Origin of the sequence: Acetobacter thailandicus (genome assembly GCF_011516655.1) — a bacterium.
Taxonomy (GTDB): domain Bacteria; phylum Pseudomonadota; class Alphaproteobacteria; order Acetobacterales; family Acetobacteraceae; genus Acetobacter; species Acetobacter thailandicus.
Genome location: NZ_WOSV01000009.1, coordinates 56,653 through 79,510 on the forward strand (window position 1 = coordinate 56,653; position 22,858 = coordinate 79,510).

Sequence of the window (22,858 nt, forward strand, 5' to 3'; positions counted from 1 at the left end):
CCGAAGAGTAATCAGGCTACCCGTTCAGCCACTACGTTTTCAACTTTTGTGGCAACCAGAGCCGGCGCAGGCCGAACACCAGTGACACGACTGACCAGCTCCTGAGTTGTCTCAACAGCAATATCTGTCAGTGCGGCAAAAGCACGCTGCTTTTCAGCAGCAACCTTGCTCTCTGCTTCAGCAATCTCAGCAGCAAGACGCTCTTTAATTTCCTGAATTTTTGCTTCAGTGTTACGCTTTTCATCGTCAAGCGCTTTTTGCAGGTTAGCCTTCGCCTCAGCCATAGCCGTTTTACGGGCATGCTGAAGTTCGGCTACCGCATTATCGGCATCATGCTTTGCAGCACGTGCGACTTCAAGATCACCCGAAATACGGGCACTACGATCTTCAAGAACGCGACCAACACGTGGCAGCATTACCCGGCTGAGCACCAGATAAAACACCAGGAAGATAAATGCCCCCCAGATTACCTGACCGGTAACCAGAGGGTTTTTAAAGTCAAGCTGAGGCATTCCTGCGGCGTGAGCACAGGGTGCCGCCACGACGAGAAGGGACACGCCGGCAGCAAAAGAGAATATGCCGGCACGAACAGTCTTTATCATGACACCCACAGGAATCTCTCCTTTTTCCGTCTTCTGATCAGACGAAAAGAATCAGGAACGCAATAAGCAGAGCAAAAAGCGCAATCGCTTCTGTCAGTGCAAAGCCGAGCATACCCAGGCCGAACACGTGCGGACGAGAAGCCGGGTTGCGAGCAATGCTGCTTACCAGAGTTGAAAAGATGTTGCCGAGGCCGATACCAACGCCGGCAAGGGCGATTACGGCGATACCTGCACCGATTTCCCGGGCTGCAGCGATGTCCATATCAGTCACTTCCTTGTTAAAAGTACAGTTCAAACGAAACGGGCAAAGCAGCTCAGTGAGCCACGGCCTCCCGCAGGTAGATGCAGGTCAGAATGGCAAACACATAGGCCTGCAACACACCAACCAGCAACTCAAGAGCCACAAGCGCTACGTTAATAGCGATTGGCCCAATCGCAAACACGTCACCTACCACACCAAAACCGGCGAGCATAATGACAAAGCTTGCGAAAATCTCAAACATGACGTGTCCGGCAACCATGTTAGCGAACAGTCGGATAGAAAGACTTACAGGGCGTGACAGAAAAGAAAGGATCTCGATAGGGATCAGCAGGGGCGCAAGTGCCAGGCTGGCACCAGCAGGCATGAAATGCGCAAAAAAGCGAATTCCCTGAACTTTCAGTGAGACCACGACTGTAAGGACAAATACCATCATAGCCAAGGCAAATGTTACCGCAATATGGCTTGTGAAGGTATAAGAGAAAGGCAGCAGACCGAGATAGTTACCGGCCAGAATAAAGAAGAAAAGCGTAAAAATAAACGGGAAAAAGGAAGCACCTTCAGGCCCGATTGTATCAATCGCCATATTACGAATAAATTCGTAACACACTTCTGCTGCGGCCTGAAAACGACCAGGCACAACGGCTGCGGGACGCATACCGAAATAAAGAAAAGCCAGAACCAGCACTACGGCCAGCATCATGTAGACAGGCGACTGACTGAAGTGCAGTGCGTCACCAAGGCCACCAAAAACCGAATGAAGTTCAAACTGACCAAGGACGTCGATACTGGAACCGCCTGCCAAAACCGCTCTCCTACCTCTAACTAAACCAGAAACTCTTTTCTGGCATCGAGTCGTTTAACTCAGACCGGGGGTGGCTTGACCAGCCGCCAGACATTGAGCACACCAGCTCCGCCTCCGAGCAGCGCAAAGATAATGAGAAAAATCGCACGGGTATGAAGCCACTTATCAAGCCCCCACCCGATACAGACACCAACAATCAGAGCTGAAATCATCTCTGTTCCGGCACGAAGCGCCAGAGTTGCAAGAGACTGCCCGTCTTTATCGTCTGCACTTTCCTTCGTATCATCCTCTGTTTTCAGCCCGGAGCGACGCTCAGCTGCCTTCAGACGAGATAAAAAAGAATCGTTTTTATCCTCACTCATACTTCGCACCTCCGGAACAGGTGCAGGCGCTTGCTAACGAGGTTACTATGCCCTGTCAAGGAAGCTCTGACACCCAAAGCAGGAAAACTGGTTTTTTTTATAAAAAGCGTCTTTCCGGTCACTCTTTATTCTCAGCACCAACCTGCCCCACAAGCCCGTTTGCATAATCACGGGCTTCAAAGGGACGCAGATCTTCAGCCTGCTCACCCACCCCTACGGCATGCACAGGCAAACCGAACGTATCTGCAAGGGCAACAACAATGCCGCCACGTGCTGAACCATCAAGTTTTGTTACGACCAGACCTGTCACGTTGACCAGCTCACGGAAGACCCTGACCTGCTCAATCGCATTCTGACCGGTTGTCGCATCAAGAACCAGTAATACTGTATGGGGCGCACTTTCATCGAATTTGCGCATAACGCGGATAATTTTGGCTAGTTCTTCCATCAGAGCGCTTTTGTTGTGAAGACGCCCGGCCGTATCAACAAACAGCAGGTCAGCCTGCTCAGCCTTACCGCGCTTGAGTGCCTCAAACGCAAGGCCTGCCGCATCACAGTTAGGCGGGCCGGCAATGACCGGACAATTGGTACGCTGCCCCCATACCTGCAACTGCTCGACAGCAGCAGCACGGAATGTGTCGCCGGCAACCATCATAATTTTTTTGCCCTGATCGCTGTAAAAACGGGCCATTTTGCCGATTGTTGTCGTTTTACCGGTGCCATTCACCCCGACAACCAGCACAACATGCGGCTTGTTAGACGGATCAGGCTCAAACGGCTTAGCAACCGGCTCAAGAATAGTCGCAATTTCTTCTGCTAAAGCAGTGCGAATCTCTTCATCTGTCACCTCAGAGCCAAAGCGCGAGTGGCGGAATGATTCAATCACACGCTCAGCGACAGCCGGCCCCAGATCGGCCGTAATCAGGATATCTTCCAGCTCTTCAAGAGCGGCGTCATCAAGCTTGCGCTTTGTAAAAACAGATGTCAGCCCGTCGCCCAGCTTTTGTGTAGAGCGCGAAAGCCCCTGTTTAAGGCGTGAAAAAAAACCTAGCGCCATCTCAAATCCTCTCTGCCAGCAAACCTGTCGCGCTGGCTTCAATTACTCTCATATCTATAATCTCGCCCGCCTGGGCATCAGCTTCTTCAGCCTTCAGACGTACAGGAGCAAACTGCTCACTATGACCCGACTGAGGGGTTTCCATTAACACCCTCACATTCTGCCCAACAAAGCCCTCAAAATAGACTTTTGCCGCCTCAGCCCCCACGTCGCGCAAACATGCGGCCCGTGCCTTACGCTCAGGCACATTTACAGCCCTCATTCTGGCCGCAGGCGTTCCAGGACGTTCGCTGTACGGGAAAACATGCAGATAAGGGATGCTCTGCTCAGCCAGAAAAGCCCGCGTTTCTTCAAACAGGGCATCATCTTCGGTCGGGAAACCCGCAATAACATCTGCGCCAATACCAATCCCGGGACGCAGGCTACGCGCGCGCGCGATCACACGGGCTGCATCTTCAGCCAGGTGACGGCGTTTCATCCGCTTCAGGATCAGGTCAGAACCAGCCTGGAGTGACAAATGAAGATAAGGCATAAAGCGCGGCTCTTCAGCCAGAAGACGCCAGATATCCTCATCAATTTCGACCGGGTCAACAGATGACAGGCGCAAACGCTCAAGCTGCGGGACCAGGGCCAGCACACGCCGACACAACTGCCCCAGCAGCGGCTTACCTGGCAGGTCACCACCCCATGAGGTCATATCAACACCAGTTAGCACGATCTCACGGTATCCCGCATCAACAAGCGCTCTAACCTGTTCAACTACTACCCCGACCGGTGCTGAGCGTGATGGCCCGCGCCCGAACGGAATAATGCAGAACGTGCAGCGATGGTCACACCCCTGCTGCACCTGAACAAAAGCCCTGGTGCGACCGGCAAATTCTGTAACAAGATGAGCGGCTGTCTCTTTCGCTGCCATAATGTCAGAAACTGCGCGGGCCTCCTGCATGGCAGAGGCGGACCAGCTCTCAGCTTTTAGTTTCTCTTCGTTGCCCAGCACCCTGACCACACCTGGCAAAGCAGCCCAGCGATCAGGGTCAATCTGTGCGGCACATCCCGTCACGACAATGCGCGCGCCGGGCTTATCACGATGCGCACGCCGGATAGCCTGCCGCGCCTGCCGTTCGGCCTCACCGGTCACTGCACAGGTATTAACAATAATAACGTCCTCAAGCGGGGCAGCATGCTCACGCATCACCTCGCTCTCCCACGTATTGAGACGACATCCAAAAGTCAGGATTTCAGGTTTTGTCATGACGGATACGCAGCGAGATCCACTGTTCCTTCAAAAGCCACAGTCGCCGGGCCTGTCATAAGCACATGGTTATTGCTGCCCCACTCAATACGCAGCACACCGCCATCAAGCTCAACCTGACAGGTACGCTCTGCAAGACCACGCCTGACAGCATTCACAACCGCCGCACAGGCGCCAGAGCCGCAGGCTTCGGTAACCCCCGTACCACGCTCATGCACTTTAAGGCGCATTTTTGTCCGGCTTTCCATTCTGGCAAAGCCAATATTAGCCCGTTCAGGAAAGAGCGGGTCGTGCTCGAGGCTGTGCCCCTGGTCAAGCAACGAGAAATCTTCCACAAAAAAAGTGGCATGCGGGTTGCCCATTGATACAGCCGCCGGGTCACCTGGTAACGGCAGGTGCAATGTATCATGCTCTGCAGCCAGGGGAACATCCTGCCACTGCTCACGCGGCTGCCCCATATCAACAGTAACTTCCCCATACTCACCAACATAAGCAGAGAGCAGGCCAGCCTTAGTCTGCAACGTTGAATGACGCTTGCCATTCTCATGCCAGAGCAGACTGGCTACACATCGTGAAGCATTGCCGCAGGCTCCGGCCTCTGATCCGTCAGGGTTAAAGAAGCGCACCAGCACATCTGCCTCTCTGGTGAGCGACAAAGTCACCAGCTGGTCGCAGCCTATACCGCGCCTGCGATGAGCCAGAGCGGCGATACGAACCGGTGTCAGAGCCAGAGAATTTGCGCGTTCATCAAAAATGACAAAATCATTTCCCAGGCCATGCATCTTACGAAAGGAAGTCAACAGTGGGCGTCTCATAAGCCAGATTGCCTGTCAGAATTTTTCAAAAAATGGGTAAACTCAGCCTGCTTGTGCCAGAAATCTCTGATCTACACAAAACGCCCCGGCGCACCACGCTGAAGAACCTCTATACTATATCCGTCAGGATCTTTGAGAAAAAAGAAAGTACCAACGACCCGGCCCTTATTTTCCAGAGTTTTAACCGGAGTGACCGCAAAACCAGCCAGCGTCAGACGGGCATGTTCTGCCTCTGTATCTTCGACTGAGACGGCCAGATGACCATACCCTTTGCCCAAATCATAAGGTTCGGTCCGCCCATGATTCACTGTCAGCTCGAGCTCAAATGTCTGCTCGCCATTTGATAAATAAATCAGTGTGAAATCATCAAAAACAATTTTATCTGCAATTTTAAGACCCAGAGCCTCCTCATAAAAAGCAACAGAACGGGCCTCATCAAGCACTCGAATCATAGAATGAATCATCTGCGCCATCATCTTACTCCTTCATAACATGGCAGGTATGTCCGTGCCTGTAATTACACACACGGAACATAAAATTATATTTGAGACAATCTGTTCTTTACTCAAGAGCGCCTGAGATGCTTTACAGTTCTTAAATTTTTATTAATAAAGTTTATTCGTGTCAAACAATGATATTTTCTCGTTTTCTGCACCACACCAGCCCTTTCCTGCTCACCAGCACATTGCTGGCAACAGTTAGCATATCCTCTCTCATCACCAGCACCTCAGCACTTGCTGCAGCAGGGAACAGCGCTTCTCTCGATGCGCTTGAAAAGCAGATGGCACGCATCCAGGCCCAGCAGATGGAGCTGCAGAAAACGCTTATCAGCATGCAAAAACAAATTGCAGCTCAGCGCGCGGCCTTATCTCCCAAAGGTCATAAAACCGCTACAAATCATACTATAACCGCCCGTTCAACCACACCTGCTACCAATAGATATGAATGGGCGGACAGTAATGAAGGGCCCTCCGGTAAGCCGCGCACGGCAACGGCTATGAACACCAGGCCACCACGTCACCTGCGTAATGGCGACACCTCAGAAGCGCAGCCCGTCTTTGACGATACGAATGCCAGGCCTGAAGTTGATGCCGTGATTGGTCACCGCGATGAAGATGTCATTGCCCATCTGGCAGACAACGCCGTTGGCCCCCACCCGCGTGAAACTGTTGGTGCTCAGGCTACTGGTGCCCTTGGTGACCATGGCGTGTTTCACATGGGGCCGGTTGCGATCATCCTCGGTGGCTTTCTTGATGCCTCAGCCGTATATGAAAACCGTCACATTCCAAGTGGTACGTTTAACTACTGGCAGGATATGCCTTACCCCAACGAGCCACGCTATCACACGAACAATTTTGATGGCAGCGCGCGATACAGCCGTATCTCTCTGATGGCGCGAGGCAATGTAAACTCCCACTCTACCATTTCGGGTTTTTATGAAATGGATTTTGGTGCCGGCGCGTCTACAACAGATGCCTATGAAAGTAACAGCTACGCTTTTCGTATGCGCCAGCTTTACCTGGCGTATGATAACAGCAAAACAAACTTCCATTTTCTGGCAGGCCAGGCGTGGAGCCTCCTGACACCCGGACGCGTTGGTATTACCCCCCGCCAGGAAAGTCTGCCTGAGACCATCGAATCCTCAATGCTGGCTGGCCAGACATGGACCAGACAGCTTCAGCTACGCTTCGTAAAAGATTTTTTTCAACATCGTCTCTGGCTGGGCCTCTCTCTTGAAAATCCGGCAACATTATATGACACAACCGGCTTTCAGAATAACAACGGCACGGTTACCCTCCCCAACGGCAGTGTGGCGACCATCAGCAGCAACGGCACAGGTCTGACAAACGATGCCCCGTTCTCTAACGAAATTGCTCCTGATGTCATCGCCAAGATAGCGTGGGATCCGTCATGGGGACATTATGAGGCAGAAGGCATCGTAAAATTTCCGCATAACCGGGTCTCATCCCTCGGGCAGGGGCACAATAATACGGTTGTTGCGGGCGGCGGCGGCGGTTCAATGATTCTGCCTCTCATCCCTCATACACTTGAGATGCGCATGGCAGGACTGGCAGGTGTGGGAATCGGTCGTTATGGCTCAGTTCTGCTTCCAGACGCGACACTCAGGGCAAATGGCAGCCCCGCCCCTCTTTTTTCTGCTCAGACAACCGCAGGTCTTATCGCACATCCTAATCCCCGTATTGATGTTTACGGTTATTTTGGGTATCAGGCAGCCGGCAGACGTTTTTCTAACTACAATGGCAGCCCGTATGGATACGGCAACCCTGCCTACTCAAACCTTGGGTGTGAAACAGAACTTTCAACCCTGGGCTGCACCGCCAACACCCGCAGCGTTATGGAAGGAACAATCGGCGCGTGGTATCGATTCCTGAAAGGGAAATACGGAACAGTTGAAACGGGCATTCAGCTTGCCTACTCCCGCCGACAGGCCTGGAAAGGTGTCGGAGGAGCGCCTGATACGAGTCTGAGTCAGATATTTATGGACTTTCGCTATCTTCCGTTCCAGTAACCACTATATGGCTTAGAAAAAACGTCTTCAGAAAAAAGTTCTCCTGTCAGAGTCTGGCTCGTCGTGCGGGGAATTTTTTGTTGCCACCCCATTCCTTGTTGCCTGGACTTAACGATTTATGCCTTTTAAAAATACCCCCGCTGCTCTCGCTAGTGCTCTTGCTGCTCGCGGTTATGAATCAGCAACACCTGTACAGACCGCTGTCATGGCTGAAGAAGCCGATGGCCGCGACCTGCTTGTTTCAGCCCGTACCGGCTCTGGCAAGACTGTTGCTTTTGGTATCGCCATGGCCCGCACTCTGCTTGATGAGACGGGTAAACTTCCACCACCAGGCGCACCGCTGGCTCTGGTTATTGCCCCCACCCGCGAACTGGCCCAGCAGGTTGGTAAAGAGCTTGAGTGGCTGTATGGCCTGGCCGGTGCACGTATTGTCACCTGTGTTGGTGGTATGGAACCACGCAAAGAAGCCCGTGCACTTAATGCCGGCTGTCATATTGTTGTCGGTACACCTGGCCGCCTGTGTGACCATCTTGGCCGCAAGCAGCTTAATTTATCGAACCTGAAAGCCGTTGTGCTTGACGAAGCCGATGAGATGCTTGACCTCGGCTTCCGTGATGAGCTGGAAACCCTGCTCAAAGCCATGCCGGAAGATCGTCGCACGCTGCTGTTCTCAGCAACAATTGCGCGCGAGATTGCGTCTCTGGCTAAACGCTACCAGCGTGATGCCCTGCGCATCAACACTCAGACAGACAGCGCACCACACTCTGACATTTCATACCAGGTTCTTCTGGCAGACCAGGGCGATATGGCCGGCGCCATTGTTAACGTGCTGCGCCTGATTGAAGCCCCTTCAGCTATTGTATTCTGCCACACACGTGAAGCCGTTCGTCAGCTTCAGTCTATCCTGACAGAACGTGGCTTCTCTTCTGTCGCGATTTCAGGTGATCTCGGCCAGAACGAGCGTAGCCGCGCCATAGAAAGCCTGCGTAACGGCCAGGCTCGTGTCTGTGTTGCTACGGACGTTGCTGCACGTGGCATTGACATTCCTGAGCTGGGCCTGGTTATTCACGCCAGCCTGCCTTCCAACCCGGCTACACTGCTGCACCGCTCAGGCCGCACAGGCCGTGCCGGACGCAAGGGAACCTGTGTTCTTCTGGTGCCACCAGGTCGTCGTCGCCTGGCAGAACGCCTGATGGAAGCCGCAAAAATTGAAGCAGAATGGGGTGGTGCACCAACACCTGAAAAAATTGCCAGCGCTGACGCTGAACGTCTGCTTGCGGCCCCTGCCCTGAACGCTGAAGTTTCAGAAGCACCGGAAACTCAGGAACTTATCAGCAAACTGACAGAAAACCGCTCCGCTGAGCAGCTTGCTGCCGCCCTGATCGGGCTGTGGCGTGCCAGTCTGCCTAAAGCATCTAATGTGCGCGTTATCTCTCCTGGTTCGATCAAAAAAATGCCACGTGAAAGAACACGTGACGAAGGCCCGAGAGAACGCGGCCCACAGGAAGAAGGCAGCTGGTTCCGCCTGTCTGTCGGTCGTGAAGACCGTGCCGACCCCAAATGGCTGGTGCCAATGCTGTGTCGCCTGGGTAATATCAAAAAGCAGGATATTGGCGCGATCCGCATTCAGGGCGACCACACACTGGTCGAAATTGCAAAGAGCAAAGCTGAAAGCTTTAAAGAGTGCGCTTCAGCAACTGACCCTGATGAAATCAGCATTGAGCCAGCCTCTGCTCCTGCTGGCGGCGGCCGCAAAAGCGGTGGCGGCGGTGGCTTCAGAAACAAACCAGCTGGTGGTGGTTTCAGAGGCAAACCATCCGGCGATGGCTATCGTGGTAAAGCAGCAGGTGAAGGCGGCTTCAGAAGCAAGTCATCAGGCGATGGTGATGACCGACGTCCTGCTTATAAAGATAAGAAAAAAAGCGGCGGCTCTTTCAAAGGGTCTTCTGACAGAAAACGTAAAAAGAACTAAAAACACTTAATAAAAAAGGCCTCTTCCTGACTAAGGAAGAGGCCTTTTTTACATGTACAACAGCTTAAAAAAGCTATCAGCACTAAAGCTATTATCGAATGCTGGGCAGAGTTGTTGCGTCTTTCCAGTCTGACTTTACACGCTCTTTCTGGCTTTTCAGGGCCTCTTTTGTGTCGTGACCTGCATTGTTCCAGCGGCTTTTTGCTGCCTCAGCCTTCGCCCTCTCCTCATCTGCTTTCGTTCTCAGCTGATCAGTCTGAGACTGGAAACGGTCACGTGCAGCCGTATTTGAATTTGTCAGTTTATTTTGTTCACTCTGAAGACGATTCTCTAAATTCTGCTTTGCAGCGCTGTCTGCATGCTCCAGCGTCTCTTTGTTCTGGTGTGCCGCGCTACGGGCGCTGTCCATACCGGCTTTAAGAGGGTTCTGAAACATCTGGGCGTGAGCACCGGGGGCTGCCATCAGTGCAGCAGCAAGAGGGAGAGCCATAAGAGACAGCTTACAATTAAAACGCATAAAGCATACCTTTCTTAATATTTTTTGTAGCTTATCAGGGGTCCTGGTAATGATACAAACATGTAATTTTGTCAAAAACGTGCAACCTTCTATCTATCTCAAAACATCTTTGCGATCAGACAGGATCTCTGCAATGCACGTACCTTATTTTGTAAAAAAAACAGGTTTTCCATCTCTTTTAACGTCATGCAGTATAGCAGCATTACTTTGTCTGTCTGCTTTTTCTGCACCTGTTCATGCCGAACAGGCTGAAGCCCCATCTAAAACGCAAGGCAGCACTGCAAAAGCAGATACCCCTGCTTTTGAGGGAAAAGCAGCGCTGCTACCTCAGGATGCTGTGACCCACCACACAGCGACCTTTAATGGGCACAAAATCAGCTATACAGCACGAGCCGGCACGCTGACACTGCGAGACAAAGACGGCCACCCTTCCGCACGTATTTTCTACGTTGCTTACACACAGGATGGTGCAGCACCTGAAAACCGACCTGTTTCATTCTTTTTTAACGGTGGCCCGGGCGCAGGCACGGCCTACCTGCATCTTGGTGCAGCAGGCCCCGAAATTCTTTCTTTTCCTGCAGGCAACCCGACTGATGGCGCTAACGCAAAGCTGGCAATAAACCCTGACAGCTGGCTGCCTTCTACTGATATGGTTTTTCTCGATGCACCGGGCACCGGCTGGTCTGTCCCGACAGATGAAAAAAAAGCAGCCAAAGAATTTTATGGTGTCAAACAGGATGCCAGAGCTTTTGCAAAAGCTATTCAGCTCTGGTCCAGCACCAGTAAACGACTGACATCTCCACGCTATCTGGCCGGTGAAAGCTATGGCGGCATTCGATCTATAGAAGTTGCTAACGCTCTGATGGAACAGCAAAGCATTATTGTAAACGGGTTGATTATGATTTCACCCGCGCTCGACATGTCCCTGCTTGAAACCGGGATCAACCCACTCGCAACGGCTATGGCACTGCCTACTTTTGAAGCAGCAAATCTGTCTCTTCATCATCAGTTACAGCCAGACACCACAGCCCGGCAGCTCAACAGTGCATATAGCTATGCTCTGGGGCCTTATCTGAATAAACTGGTTAACACACCACCTGCAGGCGATGCAGCGGATACATTTTACAATGAGATCGCACAACGCACAGGTATACCTGTTAATATTGTCAAAAAAGAACGCGGCGCACTTGAGGCCTCAGCGCATGATATCAGAAGCCGGGACGGACGACTTTACTCGCTCTATGACGCTACACTCTCAATTGCTGACCCTTACCCCGAAGGTGTAAGCGACAGTGACAGCCCTGAACCAACATTGTCGGGTTTTGGTCGCGCTTATGGTAGTGCTTTCGAGCAATATGCAGCCTCAGACCTGAAGTTTGCAACACCGATCACGTACAATCTGCTTGATCTTAACGTCAATGCTTCATGGGATTACAGAGCGGGTCAGGGTCTTCTCGCCCATCAGATCCCGGTTCTGCGGCAGTTGCTGGCCCTTAATCCCTCTATGCGGGTTTTTATTGCCAATGGCTATTTTGATCTGGCGTGCCCGTTTGCAACATCACGCTGGGTAAAAGAGCATATTCCTGTCGGGCAGGACCGGATTAGCCTGCATCTCTATTCAGGTGGACACATGCTATACACACGCCCTGAAAGTCGTGCTGCACTGACACAGGATGTCAAAGCTTTTCTGTCTCACTCATAAGCAGAAAGCAGATAATAAAAAAGGCAGGAGAAACTCTCCTGCCTTTTCCGAAAGCAATAAGGTCTTCTGACCAATCAGCGTTTGCTGAACTGGAAAGAACGACGTGCTTTTGCACGACCGTATTTCTTACGTTCAACCTGACGGGAGTCACGTGTCAGGAAGCCTGCAGCTTTCAGTATGCTGCGCAGACCTGGCTCGTAATGCGTCAGGGCACGGCTGATACCGTGACGTACTGCACCAGCCTGACCTGAAAGACCGCCACCGGTAACGGTGCAGACAACGTCAAACTGGTTATAACGATCAGCAACAAGGAAAGGCTGTGTCAGCAGCATACGCAGAACCGGACGAGCGAAATATGTGCCAACCGGACGACCGTTTACTGTGATATCGCCTTTACCAGGCTTAATCCATACGCGGGCAACAGCGTCTTTACGACGGCCGGTTGCATATGAACGGCCCTGTGCATCGCGTTTTACTTCATAGACAGGAGCTTCAGCAGGAGCGGTTGTTACAACCCCTTTAAGATCAGCCAGCGTGCCTGTACGTTCCTGAGTTTCAGACATAATGCTCAGCCTTTCTGTCCGTTAACAACGTTTTTACGATTCAGAGCCGCAACATCGAGTGTCTGCGGGTTCTGACCGCCATGCGGATGCTCTGAACCAGCATAAACATGCAGGCTGCGCATCTGCTGACGCTGCAACGGACCACGGGAGATCATGCGCTCAACAGCCTTAACCACAACGTGGTCAGGGTTTTTGCCTTCAAGACGCTGCGCAATGGTGCGAGTCTTGATGCCACCAGGATAACCTGTGTGATAGTGAAAAAGCTTCTGGCCAGCTTTGTTACCGGTCAGAGCAACTTTTTCAGCATTGATCACAACGACATGGTCGCCACAATCAACATGTGGGGTGAACTGTGGTTTATGCTTACCGCGCAGACGGTTAGCAATGATGACAGCAAGACGACCAAGAGCGAGGCCTTCGGCGTCGATCAGGATCCAGTTTTTTGTCACCTCCGCAGGTTTTAGCGAGAGAGTGGTCTTCATCAGGGTACGATTCCGTTAAAATCTGAACTTATAAAGAGGGCCACCTTATGAGCGAACAGAGTTTTCGCGTCAAGTAGTTTGGTATTAATCGCTGTTATTTCAGTAATTTTTTTTAAAGGTAACATAATACCGCACTGAGACTTGCAGAGCCCCCCCGCAGTGGATTAAAGAGCATCGCTGAAATAGCTTAATTCTTGGTGAAAACAGGCAGGGTTTCCGGCTGGTGAAAAAAAATGTTCTCATTACTGTAGGTGTACTGACCGGTGTTGCCTGCCTGGGCTGGTTTGGCGTTACCCAGACAAAACACGCTATGCTTAAAAAGAGCATTGAAGAGTTCAGACAAAACCTCGGGCCGTCCACCTCTCTCTCTTATCATAAGGCGCGCCCTGGCCTTCTGGGTCGCAGTGTAAAATTCGACCAGCTTGTCATTCGCCATGGGCCTGAAACAATCACGGCGGACCTGGCTGAAATTTCTAAGCCTTCTGCTTCATCAGGTGATGTAAGCCATAAAATCAGTTCTATCTCTTTCCATAATTTCCGCCTGATCGATCCGGCTGGCAGCCTTAGTCTCGAAACGCTACAACTTGAAGATGTCACTCTTCCTGCAGATGGCGATGACCGCAGGGGAATCCCCCGGCAGACTTTAGAAATTCATCATGCACAGGCTCATAAACTGCAGGGCTTTATAAGCAGTCTGCAGTCTGACCTGTCAGCTGATACGGTTGAGCTTGAGAACTACGGCGACGACATCCCCTCTCGCCTGGAAAGCCAGAACTTCAGGCTTTCAACTGATGTCGCACCTCAGCGTCACATTAAAGCAGACCTGATTATGATCGACGGGGTCGACCTGTTCGGCCTTTATAACAGTCTGGCTACAGGCACACCGCTGGCATCGCGCAATGGCACACGCGACATTCAGGTACAGCGACTCAGTCTGTCAGGCGACACGCCGCTTATGCAGGTCGGCACGCTCCGCTCACGCTCAGTACGCTCTGATACCAGCGAGCAGGAAGTTTCAAGCCTTAACAAGCTGGAACTCTGGCCGGATGTCCCCAACCTGTCTGTTCTCCCCTCTATGGGATACAAGCTTTTTGAGGGAAATCTGTTACTCAGCGACACCCGTGATTTTACAAAAAACACATTTAAAATTAATGAGTTTCATATAGATGGCCATAAAATGGGCCGTCTCGATATCACAGGCACATTCGGGCAGACCAATGCGACCACACTACTCAGCGTAGGGGCCGCTGATATGCCTGTACATAATATTGTTCTGACCTATAAGGATGATGGCCTGGTTGAGCGTGCTCTTACGGCCAGCGCCAAAGCGCACAACACAACGCCCCTCGAACTCCTGACCGGGCTACAGGCAAAGTTTGCACCAAATGGCGCAACTCCCTCCGACTTCTTTGCGTCCTTAACGACTTATTTCATGCACCCCGACAAAGGGCCGCTTGTTATTAATATCAAACCAGCCCGCCCTCTGCCACTTATGGCACTTATTGCCGGTGTCAGTATGATGTCAGCGAATCCGCAACTGGTCAGTCAGATAGGTATCTCAGTACAGGCCCCTTAATTTTTCAGGTGCCACGACTCAAAAAACGCCCCGTAAAATTTATTACGGGGCGTTTTTTTTGCTCAGAATATTTCAGTTGATATCAGCTGCGCTTTGCAGCCTTACCACCACGAGGACGAACCGCAGGCAGCATATCGCCTGTCACGGCATAATAAACACGCTCAGCGATATTCGTTGCATGGTCGCCAATACGCTCAAGATTTTTAGCCACAAATAAAAGATGAATACATGGGCCAATCTTACGCGGGTCTTCCATCATATACGTCACGAGCTCACGAAACATCGCCGTATAAAGCTCGTCAATAACAGCATCTGAATTCCAGACCTCCATCGCTCTGGCGCTGTCGTCAGAGGTCATAGCCTCAATCGTATTGTGCAGATTTTCCTGTACAAGACGAGCCATACTCCGCAATGCACTGAAAGATAATGCGCCATCCAGCGGCTCTACTTTTAACGCCCGGCGAGCAATAGATGAGGCATAATCCCCGATACGCTCAAGGTCACCGGTAATTTTAAGAACTGCAATAATCTGACGCAGATCAACCGCCATAGGTGCCCTCAGGGCCAGAATACGAATCGCCAGAGATTCAGCCTCGCGCTCAAGCGCATCAACCTCTGCATCGAGTTCAGGCGGCTCGAGAGCTGCGTCCTCATTCTGATCTACTACAGCGGCAATGGCCTGAGCTGTCTGGCGTTCAACCAGCCCGCCCATACGCGCCACCATCCCCCGCAAACGGTCAAGCTCCTGATCATACCGCGTTACGGTATGCCCAACGTCTGTTGTCATAACCCTGCTTCCCTCAGTTAGCCAAAGCGACCGGTAATATAATCCTGTGTGCGGCGTTCCCGCGGCGTGGTAAACATACGGTCCGTATTATCAATCTCGACCAGATCGCCCAGATAAAAGAACGCCACCTGGTCAGCACAGCGTGCAGCCTGCTGCATGTTGTGTGTTACCATAATAATGGTGAATTCAGCCTTCAGCTCGTCAAGCAGCTCTTCAATACGCGCGGTTGAAACCGGATCAAGCGCACTGGTTGGCTCATCGAGCAAAATCACCTCAGGATGTGTGGCAATAGTACGGGCAATGCATAAACGCTGCTGCTGCCCGCCTGACATGGCTGTGGCATTAGATTTAAGGCGGTCCTTCACCTCTGACCACAAAGCGACACGACGCAGAGCATCTTCAACCCGGCCATCCATCTCAGAAGAGCTGACCCGTTCATGCAGTCGGATGCCAAAAGCAATATTATCATAAATCGACATTGGAAAAGGGGTCGGTTTCTGAAACACCATGCCAATGCGCGAGCGTAAAAGATTAAGATCAACACCCGGAGCAAGGATATTCTGGCCATCAAATATGACCTCACCCGTCGCTTTCTGGCCGGGATAGAGGTCATACATCCGGTTTAACACACGCAGCAATGTTGATTTACCGCACCCTGACGGCCCGATCATGCCTGTGACACTCCGCAGGGGGAAGTCCAGAGAAATATTATGGAGTGCGTGCGTTTTGCCGTAATAAAAGTCAAGATTTTTGACCTGAAGAGCAAGTTCAGGCGCGGTAGCCGTCTTTGCACCCTCTGATAAGGTACTGTTCACACCGTGCTCGCTCATGCTTTGCCCCCGCGGATCCCGATCCGCACCACAATATTAATAATCAACACACCAAATGTCACAAGCAGGGCACCTGTCCAGGCCTGCTGTACCCAATCCTGATAAGCAGACCCTGCATACTGATAAATTGCCAGGGGCAGGCTCGACATCTCACGCCCCATATTAAACGACAACTCTGAATTCCCTAATGACGTAAACAGCAATGGTGCAGTCTCACCTGCAACACGCGCAACTGCGAGCAGAACGCCGGTCATGATACCACCCCGTGCAGCCCTGATGCAGATAAAGCAGGTCACACGCCACTTTGGCGCACCAAGGGCAATGCCCGCCTCACGCATGGAAAGAGGAACCAGCCTGAGCATATCTTCTGTTGTGCGCACCATAATAGGCATAGCAAGGACAGCCAGCGCCACTGCGCCTGCAAAACCTGAAAAATGACCAAACGGGGCAACCAGAATCATATAAATAAACAGGCCGATCAGAATAGACGGCGCTGAAAGCAACATATCCGAAACAAATCTCACACTATCAGCCAGTTTGCTGTGGCTGCCATATTCAGCAAGATAAATACCGGTAAATATACCCATCGGCGCGCCCAGCAGGACAGCAAGCCCTGTTTGCATAAGGCTGCCAACAATCGCATTAGCAAGGCCACCATTCTGCCCCGGCGCTTTCATTGATTTTGTAAAAATCGACAAATGAAGCCCAGGCAGACCTTTCTCTAACAGGGTCCATAAAATAGAGCCCAGCACAAAAACAACGAGTATTGTTGCACACCACGAAAACAACGTAGCCAGACGGTCAGCCATTCTGCGGCGGGCAGCGCGAAAGCTATCCGGCGTTCTGCGTGCAGTCATGAGCGTTTTCCTGTGCTGTTCTGCCCGCGAGCCAGCAACATGCGCGAGCACCATAAGGTCACGAATGAAATCGCCATAAGAATAGCTCCCAGAGCCATAAGAGAAGCCAGCTTGAGACTGCCAGCCGGACTTTCAGGAAATTCGAGAGCAATCAGCGATGCAATAGTATTTGCCGGTGCAAATATCGACCAGCCAATATGGTTACTGTCACCAATGACAAAGGTTACAGCCATAGTTTCACCCATAGCCCGCCCCATGCCCAGAACAATACCGCCGACAACACCCTGACGAGACCAGGGCAGGACAACCCGACGCATCACTTCCCAGCGGGTAGCACCAAGGCCATAGGCACTCTCACGCAGAACAGAAGGAATCGAAGCAAAAACATCACGCATAACAGCCGTAATCGAAGGCATAATCATAATGGCCAGAATAACCGCTGCCGTGAACAGACCCGTACCAAATGGCGGCCCTGAAATGAGTACTGACACAACCGGTACGTGACCAAAAAGAGCTTTGGCTGCAGGCTGCACATAATGGGCAACCAGTGGTACCAGAACAAAAAAGCCCCACATGCCAAAAATAATTGATGGAACAGCCGCAAGCAGCTGAACGGCCATACCAATCACAGATGAAGCCGCTGGCGGAGCCAGCGTTGTCAGCCAGAATGCCGTACCAAACGATAAGGGGACAGCAATAAGCAACGCCAGAACACTACTGGCAATAGTACCAAAAACAGGCGCAGCAGCACCAAAATGCTGCGTGACCGGATTCCAGACCTTAGAGATCAGAAACCCGGGACCAAACTGCCCGAATGCCGGCATACCACCGACCACCATAACGACAATAACAGCCCCGAGAATGAGCAGAACACCCACACCGGCTGACAGAACAAGCCCTCTGAAAAAGGGATCTCCCGTCAGGGTTTTAGGGCGACCAGGCTTCAGCACGGCTGACTGAACCGGCTGCTGGGTGGAAACGTCCATCTATGCTCCGTATCACACTCTCACTGACAGAATATGTTCAAGAAATACTGAACAGCCCGCCCTGCTGCAACCGAATGACAGCACGGCTCTCGCAGAAAAGAGAATTTGTCATAAAACTGTAGTAAATCAATCATCATCAAAAAAGAGAGATAGCACCTGACAGCCAGGGGTTTCTACCGTAGATTACCGCCGCGCGCGTGATCGCACGCACAGCCTGCTTTCCCGCAACACTGCAGGTTCCGTCATAACCACTGATCAGACCAGAAAGATTAATAATGGCCGGCTACCGCTCCCGCACCACTACTCATGGACGCAATATGGCAGGTGCACGCAGCCTGTGGCGCGCAACCGGAATGAAAGACAGCGATTTTGGCAAACCCATTATTGCCGTCGCCAACTCCTTTACTCAGTTTGTACCGGGCCATGTTCACCTCAAAGATTTGGGACAGCTGGTCTGTGGTGCTATTGAAAAAGCTGGCGGTATTGGCCGTGAATTCAACACGATAGCTGTTGATGACGGCATTGCCATGGGTCATGGTGGCATGCTGTACAGCCTGCCTTCACGCGAGCTGATTGCCGACGCCGTTGAATATATGGTCAACGCCCACTGCGCTGATGCCCTGGTCTGCATCAGCAACTGTGACAAAATCACTCCCGGTATGCTGATGGCTGCCATGCGACTGAATATTCCGGTTATTTTTGTCTCGGGCGGACCGATGGAAGCCGGGAAAGTCACGATTGACGACATTGAACAGCGCGCCGACCTGGTGACCTCTATGGTTGCCGCCGCCAACCCAAATGTCAGCGACGCCGATTCGGAAACAATCGAACGTTCAGCCTGCCCGACATGCGGGTCATGCTCTGGTATGTTCACCGCGAACTCAATGAACTGCCTGACCGAAGCTCTGGGTCTCTCACTCCCTGGTAACGGCAGCCTTGTAGCAACACATGCTGCCCGCCGTGATCTGTTTATTGAAGCCGGCACCCGCATTGTCGAACTGGCACGCCGCTTTTATGAGCAGAACGACCAGAGTGTTCTGCCCCGCAATATTGCTTCGGTTGAAGCTTTTGAAAATGCCATGTCAGTTGATATTGCCATGGGTGGTTCAACCAACACTGTCCTGCATCTGCTGGCAGCCGCACATGAAGGGGAAATTCCCTTCACCATGAAAGATATTGATCGTCTTTCACGCCGCGTACCTAACCTGTGCAAGGTCTCACCATCCCGTTCTGACATTCATATGGAAGATGTTCATCGTGCCGGCGGTATTCCTGCCATTATGGGTGAGCTGAACCGCATGGAACTGCTGCATAACACTGTACAGATGGTGCATGCCTCATCTCTGACCGAAGCTCTGGATCGCTGGGACATTCGATCAGAAGATGGCGAGAGCAAACAGAAAGCACGCACCTTCTTCCGTGCCGCCCCTGGTGGTGTACGCACGACAGAGGCTTTCTCGCAGTCTGCACTGTATAAAACACCTGATACAGATAAAGTCAGCGGTGCTATTCGCAATTCAGAGCATGCCTATAGCAAAGATGGTGGTCTGGCCGTGCTGTATGGCAACCTTGCTGCAGAAGGTGCAATTGTTAAAACGGCAGGTGTGGCTGCAGGGCTGGAAACATTCTCAGGACCGGCACGCATTTTCGAAAGTCAGGATGATGCTGTTACAGCCATCCTCAAAGATCAGATCAAAGCTGGCGACGTAGTGCTGATTCGCTATGAAGGCCCCAAAGGTGGTCCTGGCATGCAGGAAATGCTCTACCCTACCAGCTATCTCAAATCAAAAGGTCTGGCTGAAAAATGTGCTCTGATTACTGACGGGCGTTTCTCTGGTGGCAGCTCCGGTCTTTCCATTGGCCATATTTCGCCCGAAGCTGGTGAAGGTGGCGTAATCGGCCTTGTTGAAGAAGGCGATATCATCGACATCGACATTCCGGCACGTCGTCTGTCTGTTGCTGTAACAGAAGATATTTTACAAAAACGCCGCGAACAGATGGAAGCCAGAGGGAATGAGGCATGGCAGCCAAAGCGTGAGCGCGTGGTTTCAACGGCTCTTAAAGCCTATGCCGCTCTGACAACCAGTGCTGCCCGGGGTGCTGTGAGAGATCTTTCACAGCTGACCCGCCGCACAGGGCGCTGATTTCTCACTTATCTCTCTGGTGCCTCTGACACCAGAGAGATAGTCTCAGCTCTTACTACCGCGCAAAACCCACAAAATTAAAAATGGCAGGAAATAATACCCTGCCAGAACTACAAGAAGAATACGCAGGATAAGGTCAAGCTGTGTATTCAGCATGAAGCGACATGCCATTTCGACAAGACCAAGCATAGCCGCAACACAGAAAAAACCTATAATATTAGCCAGAAAAGACCGTCCTCCGTTCATATCATCCAGTATTTGCACAACCCGCGCGCCTGATAGTTTTTTCCCTGCCATTTCTCACTCCTGTCAGCCGTCACTTACATGACATATGATGTAAGTCTTATCGTATTTTACACAAACAAAAAGAGCGCCCGTAAAGGCGCTCTCTTCATGCAATATATTTTACAATATTGCTTATTTTGCAGCTGGTGCAGATGCAGCAGGAGCGGCGACAACCGGAGCCGTCGGCACTGTTACCTGACCTTTAATCACATAAGAAATTGATTCCATGCGGGTGATATCGACAACATCACCAACCTTCAGTGTTTTCAGGAAGTCCTGCATGGCTTTTGTACGTAAAACAGCAATATGGCTGTCGCCATCATCTGTCACGAAAGAAACAGTGTGTGTAGCAACATCTACAGAAGTAATTTTTGCCCGCTCTCTGCGAAAGGAAGCAATAACACCACGTGGATGACCTTTTACATAACCACGAGCAACCTGAACCGTTGATTCAGGCAGCGGGCTGCCAGGTTGTGCCAGCTCTGCACCAAGAGTTTCAACAAATGAAATGCTCAGTTTATCACCAGCAGCAAGATGCGGCAGGTCACGAACTGAAGAACCATACTCAATCGTTACCAGATTACCTCTGGCATCACGCAGCAGCAACTCACGGGTGCTGGTATCAATCGTTTCAACAATCGCTGTTGTTGTCTGGTGCTTAAGCAGAACTGAAGCCTGCGCATGCGCCTGAGGAGACAAGCCTGTGGCCACCTCTCCGCCCATAATAAAAGCACATACCGTCATGACGCCGGCAGCCAGAGAAGCAAGACGAGACACTGAAGACCGCAAAGTCTTTCTCCTTATTTAAAATCCGTCCGAACGCCACACTGCTTCAGACGTTACTGAGAAAATCTTACGCCAAACATTACCCTGCGTAACGTAAAATTTTTACTCATCCTTTTTACAGCACTGTAACTCTGTCGTCTGGCATTAAAAATAACCAGATGACGAAGCATGCCAGCCTGTTTTTATTCCTCAATCACTTTTTCCAGTGTGTCGATCACCTGCTTACCGGTAATCAGACGTGAGCATTCAAACTGCCGGGGCGTGTTTTCATGCCGTGGGCACCACATGAAGTTATGATGATCAAAACGCACACGCGGATCATTCCAGCATGAATTACAGGTATGCCAGTTAATCACACGATAAGGGGTCTCAAATTCATTAGTAGGATGTGTGAAACCGGATATCATAACGACTTTAGTGCCAGCACCCCAGGCAAGCCAGGCAAGCCCTGAGCTCACACCAATAAACGCCTCAGCATGCTGCAACCAGCGGATACGCTCCGTCAGCGGGCGATCTCCGGTCTGGTCCTCTGAGCCATAAGGGATGTGGTTCCAGACAACACCGGTACCGTGAATAGGCTTCTGATCGATACAGATAACCCGGTAACCTTTTTCTTTGAGAAAGGTTACAACCTCTCGCCATCCACCTGGGTTATTCCAGTATTTACACTGCGTACTGGCCTGCACAGCAATACATACATATTTCTCTTTTATCGGCCGGCCTTCTTTGCTCAGTAAAAGACGAGGAGGTTCTTCTTTTGGAGAAACTCCCAGAATATAACCAGCGGTACGGTGCAGCCCGACAAAGCGGAAATCTGTCGGCTGCTGAACATTCTCTGCATCATCAAAGAACAGGCCAAGGCAATATGTCGCATAAGCCTTTTCACAGACCTTCTCTTTTTCTGCCTCTTCCGAAGTCAGCAAGCGGATATTGGGATAATCATTCATCAGAGCTGGCTTAATGAGCCCTGACAGCAGACAGGTCACCCGGGCACCACGCTCCTCAGCAAAGCGTACGACATAGGGAAACCACGCAAGCGTATCACCAAGCGTGCCAACCGGAAGCTGAATAACAACCTCTTTATTGCGGCAGTCCAGCTCATGGGTGAAAATAATTTTCTCTGTACCATCAGCCTGAACATCGGTGATCTCAATACCAAAACGCACATAATAGCGTTTTGATGAGGCAACCATGGCACCTGTATTCTCATTAAAGAAAAGAATATTACCGGTATCAAGGTCACGCAGCACAATCCGCCACTTGCCTTCGCTACGATTAGGCAGCTGAATGCGCGCACCCATATTAAAGTCATAACGAATGCCATGACCACAACTCTGTGTGGGCGACTGTGGTGCCGGCAGATAAGCGGGCTTTGCCTTAGAAGGTTCTTTTCCTTCTTCTTTTTCAGCTTTTGTATCGGCTGTCTGACCAAGAGGTGCTGCAGCCGCTGAAGCCGCCATAGCAGCAACAGGAGAAACAGGCTGCGGCTCTGATGCTGAAGATACGACCGGAGCAGATAATGGAGAAGAAAGCGGAGTCGATGCGGAAGAAGGAACCGAAGGTGTTGCTGTCACTGGTGACTGCACAAATTTTGCAACAGCAGCTGAAACCTTGGCAAACTCAGCCGCAGCCGCGACATCAGATGCATGATGCAAAGAAGACATAGAGTTCTTCTCTTCACTTGGACTC

The 22,858-nt window shown here is 51.4% G+C and carries 23 protein-coding genes; 5 read left to right on the forward strand and 18 right to left on the reverse strand.

Annotated features, from left to right (window positions below):
* Positions 1-11: 11 nt before the first annotated feature.
* The 8 genes from GOB58_RS10985 to GOB58_RS11020 all read right to left on the reverse strand — a co-directional run bounded on the left by GOB58_RS10985 (position 12) and on the right by GOB58_RS11020 (position 5,625).
* Entirely contained in the window at positions 12-602 is a 591-nt protein-coding gene (locus GOB58_RS10985) for a F0F1 ATP synthase subunit B family protein (RefSeq protein ID WP_086636181.1), read from the reverse strand.
* Between the two features lie 37 nt (positions 603-639).
* Positions 640-864 (reverse strand): ATP synthase subunit C family protein, encoded by a 225-nt coding sequence (locus tag GOB58_RS10990; RefSeq protein WP_003624142.1) that lies wholly within the window; start codon positions 862-864, stop codon positions 640-642.
* 52 nt (positions 865-916) lie between these two features.
* Complete coding sequence (locus GOB58_RS10995; RefSeq protein ID WP_086553925.1) at positions 917-1,666, reverse strand: F0F1 ATP synthase subunit A; 750 nt, start codon at positions 1,664-1,666, stop codon at positions 917-919.
* Between the two features lie 59 nt (positions 1,667-1,725).
* Entirely contained in the window at positions 1,726-2,028 is a 303-nt protein-coding gene (locus GOB58_RS11000) for an AtpZ/AtpI family protein (RefSeq protein ID WP_086553924.1), read from the reverse strand.
* A gap of 118 nt (positions 2,029-2,146) precedes the next feature.
* Positions 2,147-3,085, reverse strand: a complete 939-nt coding sequence (ftsY, locus tag GOB58_RS11005) for a signal recognition particle-docking protein FtsY (protein WP_086553923.1) — start codon at positions 3,083-3,085, stop codon at positions 2,147-2,149.
* 1 nt (position 3,086) lies between these two features.
* On the reverse strand, positions 3,087-4,337 hold the full coding sequence (gene mtaB / locus GOB58_RS11010; RefSeq protein ID WP_173560214.1) for a tRNA (N(6)-L-threonylcarbamoyladenosine(37)-C(2))-methylthiotransferase MtaB: 1,251 nt from the start codon (positions 4,335-4,337) through the stop codon (positions 3,087-3,089).
* Positions 4,334-5,140, reverse strand: coding sequence for a diaminopimelate epimerase (gene dapF / locus GOB58_RS11015; RefSeq protein ID WP_086553967.1), 807 nt, complete (start codon positions 5,138-5,140; stop codon positions 4,334-4,336). Before dapF ends, mtaB begins: the two co-directional genes overlap by 4 nt.
* Positions 5,141-5,223: 83 nt before the next feature.
* Entirely contained in the window at positions 5,224-5,625 is a 402-nt protein-coding gene (locus GOB58_RS11020; RefSeq protein ID WP_173560228.1) for a VOC family protein, read from the reverse strand.
* Between the two features lie 158 nt (positions 5,626-5,783).
* Between GOB58_RS11020 and GOB58_RS11025 the strand changes: the two genes are divergently transcribed.
* Positions 5,784-7,682, forward strand: coding sequence for a hypothetical protein (locus GOB58_RS11025; RefSeq protein WP_173560215.1), 1,899 nt, complete (start codon positions 5,784-5,786; stop codon positions 7,680-7,682).
* A gap of 118 nt (positions 7,683-7,800) precedes the next feature.
* The gene (locus GOB58_RS11030) at positions 7,801-9,654 is read left to right on the forward strand and encodes a DEAD/DEAH box helicase (protein WP_173560216.1); all 1,854 of its coding nucleotides are present in this window, start codon (positions 7,801-7,803) and stop codon (positions 9,652-9,654) included.
* A 91-nt stretch (positions 9,655-9,745) separates the two neighbouring features.
* On the opposite strand, the gene GOB58_RS11035 is transcribed toward GOB58_RS11030, so the two are convergent.
* Positions 9,746-10,171, reverse strand: a complete 426-nt coding sequence (locus GOB58_RS11035; RefSeq protein ID WP_173560217.1) for a hypothetical protein — start codon at positions 10,169-10,171, stop codon at positions 9,746-9,748.
* A gap of 133 nt (positions 10,172-10,304) precedes the next feature.
* On the opposite strand from GOB58_RS11035, the gene GOB58_RS11040 reads away from it, so the two are divergent.
* On the forward strand, positions 10,305-11,873 hold the full coding sequence (locus tag GOB58_RS11040; RefSeq protein ID WP_173560218.1) for a S10 family peptidase: 1,569 nt from the start codon (positions 10,305-10,307) through the stop codon (positions 11,871-11,873).
* Positions 11,874-11,947: 74 nt separating this feature from the next.
* Here GOB58_RS11040 and rpsI read toward each other — a convergent pair whose 3' ends face one another.
* Positions 11,948-12,436 (reverse strand): 30S ribosomal protein S9, encoded by a 489-nt coding sequence (rpsI, locus tag GOB58_RS11045; protein WP_086553916.1) that lies wholly within the window; start codon positions 12,434-12,436, stop codon positions 11,948-11,950.
* Positions 12,437-12,441: 5 nt separating this feature from the next.
* Entirely contained in the window at positions 12,442-12,918 is a 477-nt protein-coding gene (gene rplM, locus GOB58_RS11050; protein ID WP_086553915.1) for a 50S ribosomal protein L13, read from the reverse strand.
* Positions 12,919-13,141: 223 nt separating this feature from the next.
* Between rplM and GOB58_RS11055 the strand changes: the two genes are divergently transcribed.
* Positions 13,142-14,494, forward strand: coding sequence for a hypothetical protein (locus tag GOB58_RS11055; protein WP_086553914.1), 1,353 nt, complete (start codon positions 13,142-13,144; stop codon positions 14,492-14,494).
* 82 nt (positions 14,495-14,576) lie between these two features.
* Here GOB58_RS11055 and phoU read toward each other — a convergent pair whose 3' ends face one another.
* From phoU to pstC, 4 genes are read right to left on the reverse strand one after another with little or no spacing between them, the layout of a single operon-like run.
* Complete coding sequence (phoU, locus tag GOB58_RS11060) at positions 14,577-15,281, reverse strand: phosphate signaling complex protein PhoU (RefSeq protein WP_086553913.1); 705 nt, start codon at positions 15,279-15,281, stop codon at positions 14,577-14,579.
* 17 nt (positions 15,282-15,298) lie between these two features.
* Positions 15,299-16,111, reverse strand: coding sequence for a phosphate ABC transporter ATP-binding protein PstB (gene pstB, locus GOB58_RS11065; protein WP_086553912.1), 813 nt, complete (start codon positions 16,109-16,111; stop codon positions 15,299-15,301).
* Positions 16,108-16,968 carry a phosphate ABC transporter permease PstA gene (pstA, locus tag GOB58_RS11070; protein ID WP_086553911.1) on the reverse strand — a complete coding sequence of 287 codons (861 nt, stop codon included), beginning with the start codon at positions 16,966-16,968 and terminating at the stop codon, positions 16,108-16,110. Before pstA ends, pstB begins: the two co-directional genes overlap by 4 nt.
* Positions 16,965-17,954, reverse strand: coding sequence for a phosphate ABC transporter permease subunit PstC (pstC, locus tag GOB58_RS11075; protein ID WP_086636149.1), 990 nt, complete (start codon positions 17,952-17,954; stop codon positions 16,965-16,967). Before pstC ends, pstA begins: the two co-directional genes overlap by 4 nt.
* Before the next feature lie 275 nt (positions 17,955-18,229).
* Between pstC and ilvD the strand changes: the two genes are divergently transcribed.
* The gene (gene ilvD, locus GOB58_RS11080) at positions 18,230-20,098 is read left to right on the forward strand and encodes a dihydroxy-acid dehydratase (protein WP_173560219.1); all 1,869 of its coding nucleotides are present in this window, start codon (positions 18,230-18,232) and stop codon (positions 20,096-20,098) included.
* A gap of 45 nt (positions 20,099-20,143) precedes the next feature.
* On the opposite strand, the gene GOB58_RS11085 is transcribed toward ilvD, so the two are convergent.
* The 3 genes from GOB58_RS11085 to GOB58_RS11095 form a co-directional block, all read right to left on the reverse strand.
* Positions 20,144-20,395, reverse strand: a complete 252-nt coding sequence (locus GOB58_RS11085) for a hypothetical protein (RefSeq protein WP_086553908.1) — start codon at positions 20,393-20,395, stop codon at positions 20,144-20,146.
* Positions 20,396-20,515: 120 nt separating this feature from the next.
* Positions 20,516-21,127 (reverse strand): hypothetical protein, encoded by a 612-nt coding sequence (locus tag GOB58_RS11090; protein ID WP_233127806.1) that lies wholly within the window; start codon positions 21,125-21,127, stop codon positions 20,516-20,518.
* A gap of 224 nt (positions 21,128-21,351) precedes the next feature.
* Positions 21,352-22,629, reverse strand: coding sequence for an autotransporter strand-loop-strand O-heptosyltransferase (locus tag GOB58_RS11095; protein ID WP_086553966.1), 1,278 nt, complete (start codon positions 22,627-22,629; stop codon positions 21,352-21,354).
* Positions 22,630-22,858 lie beyond the last annotated feature (229 nt).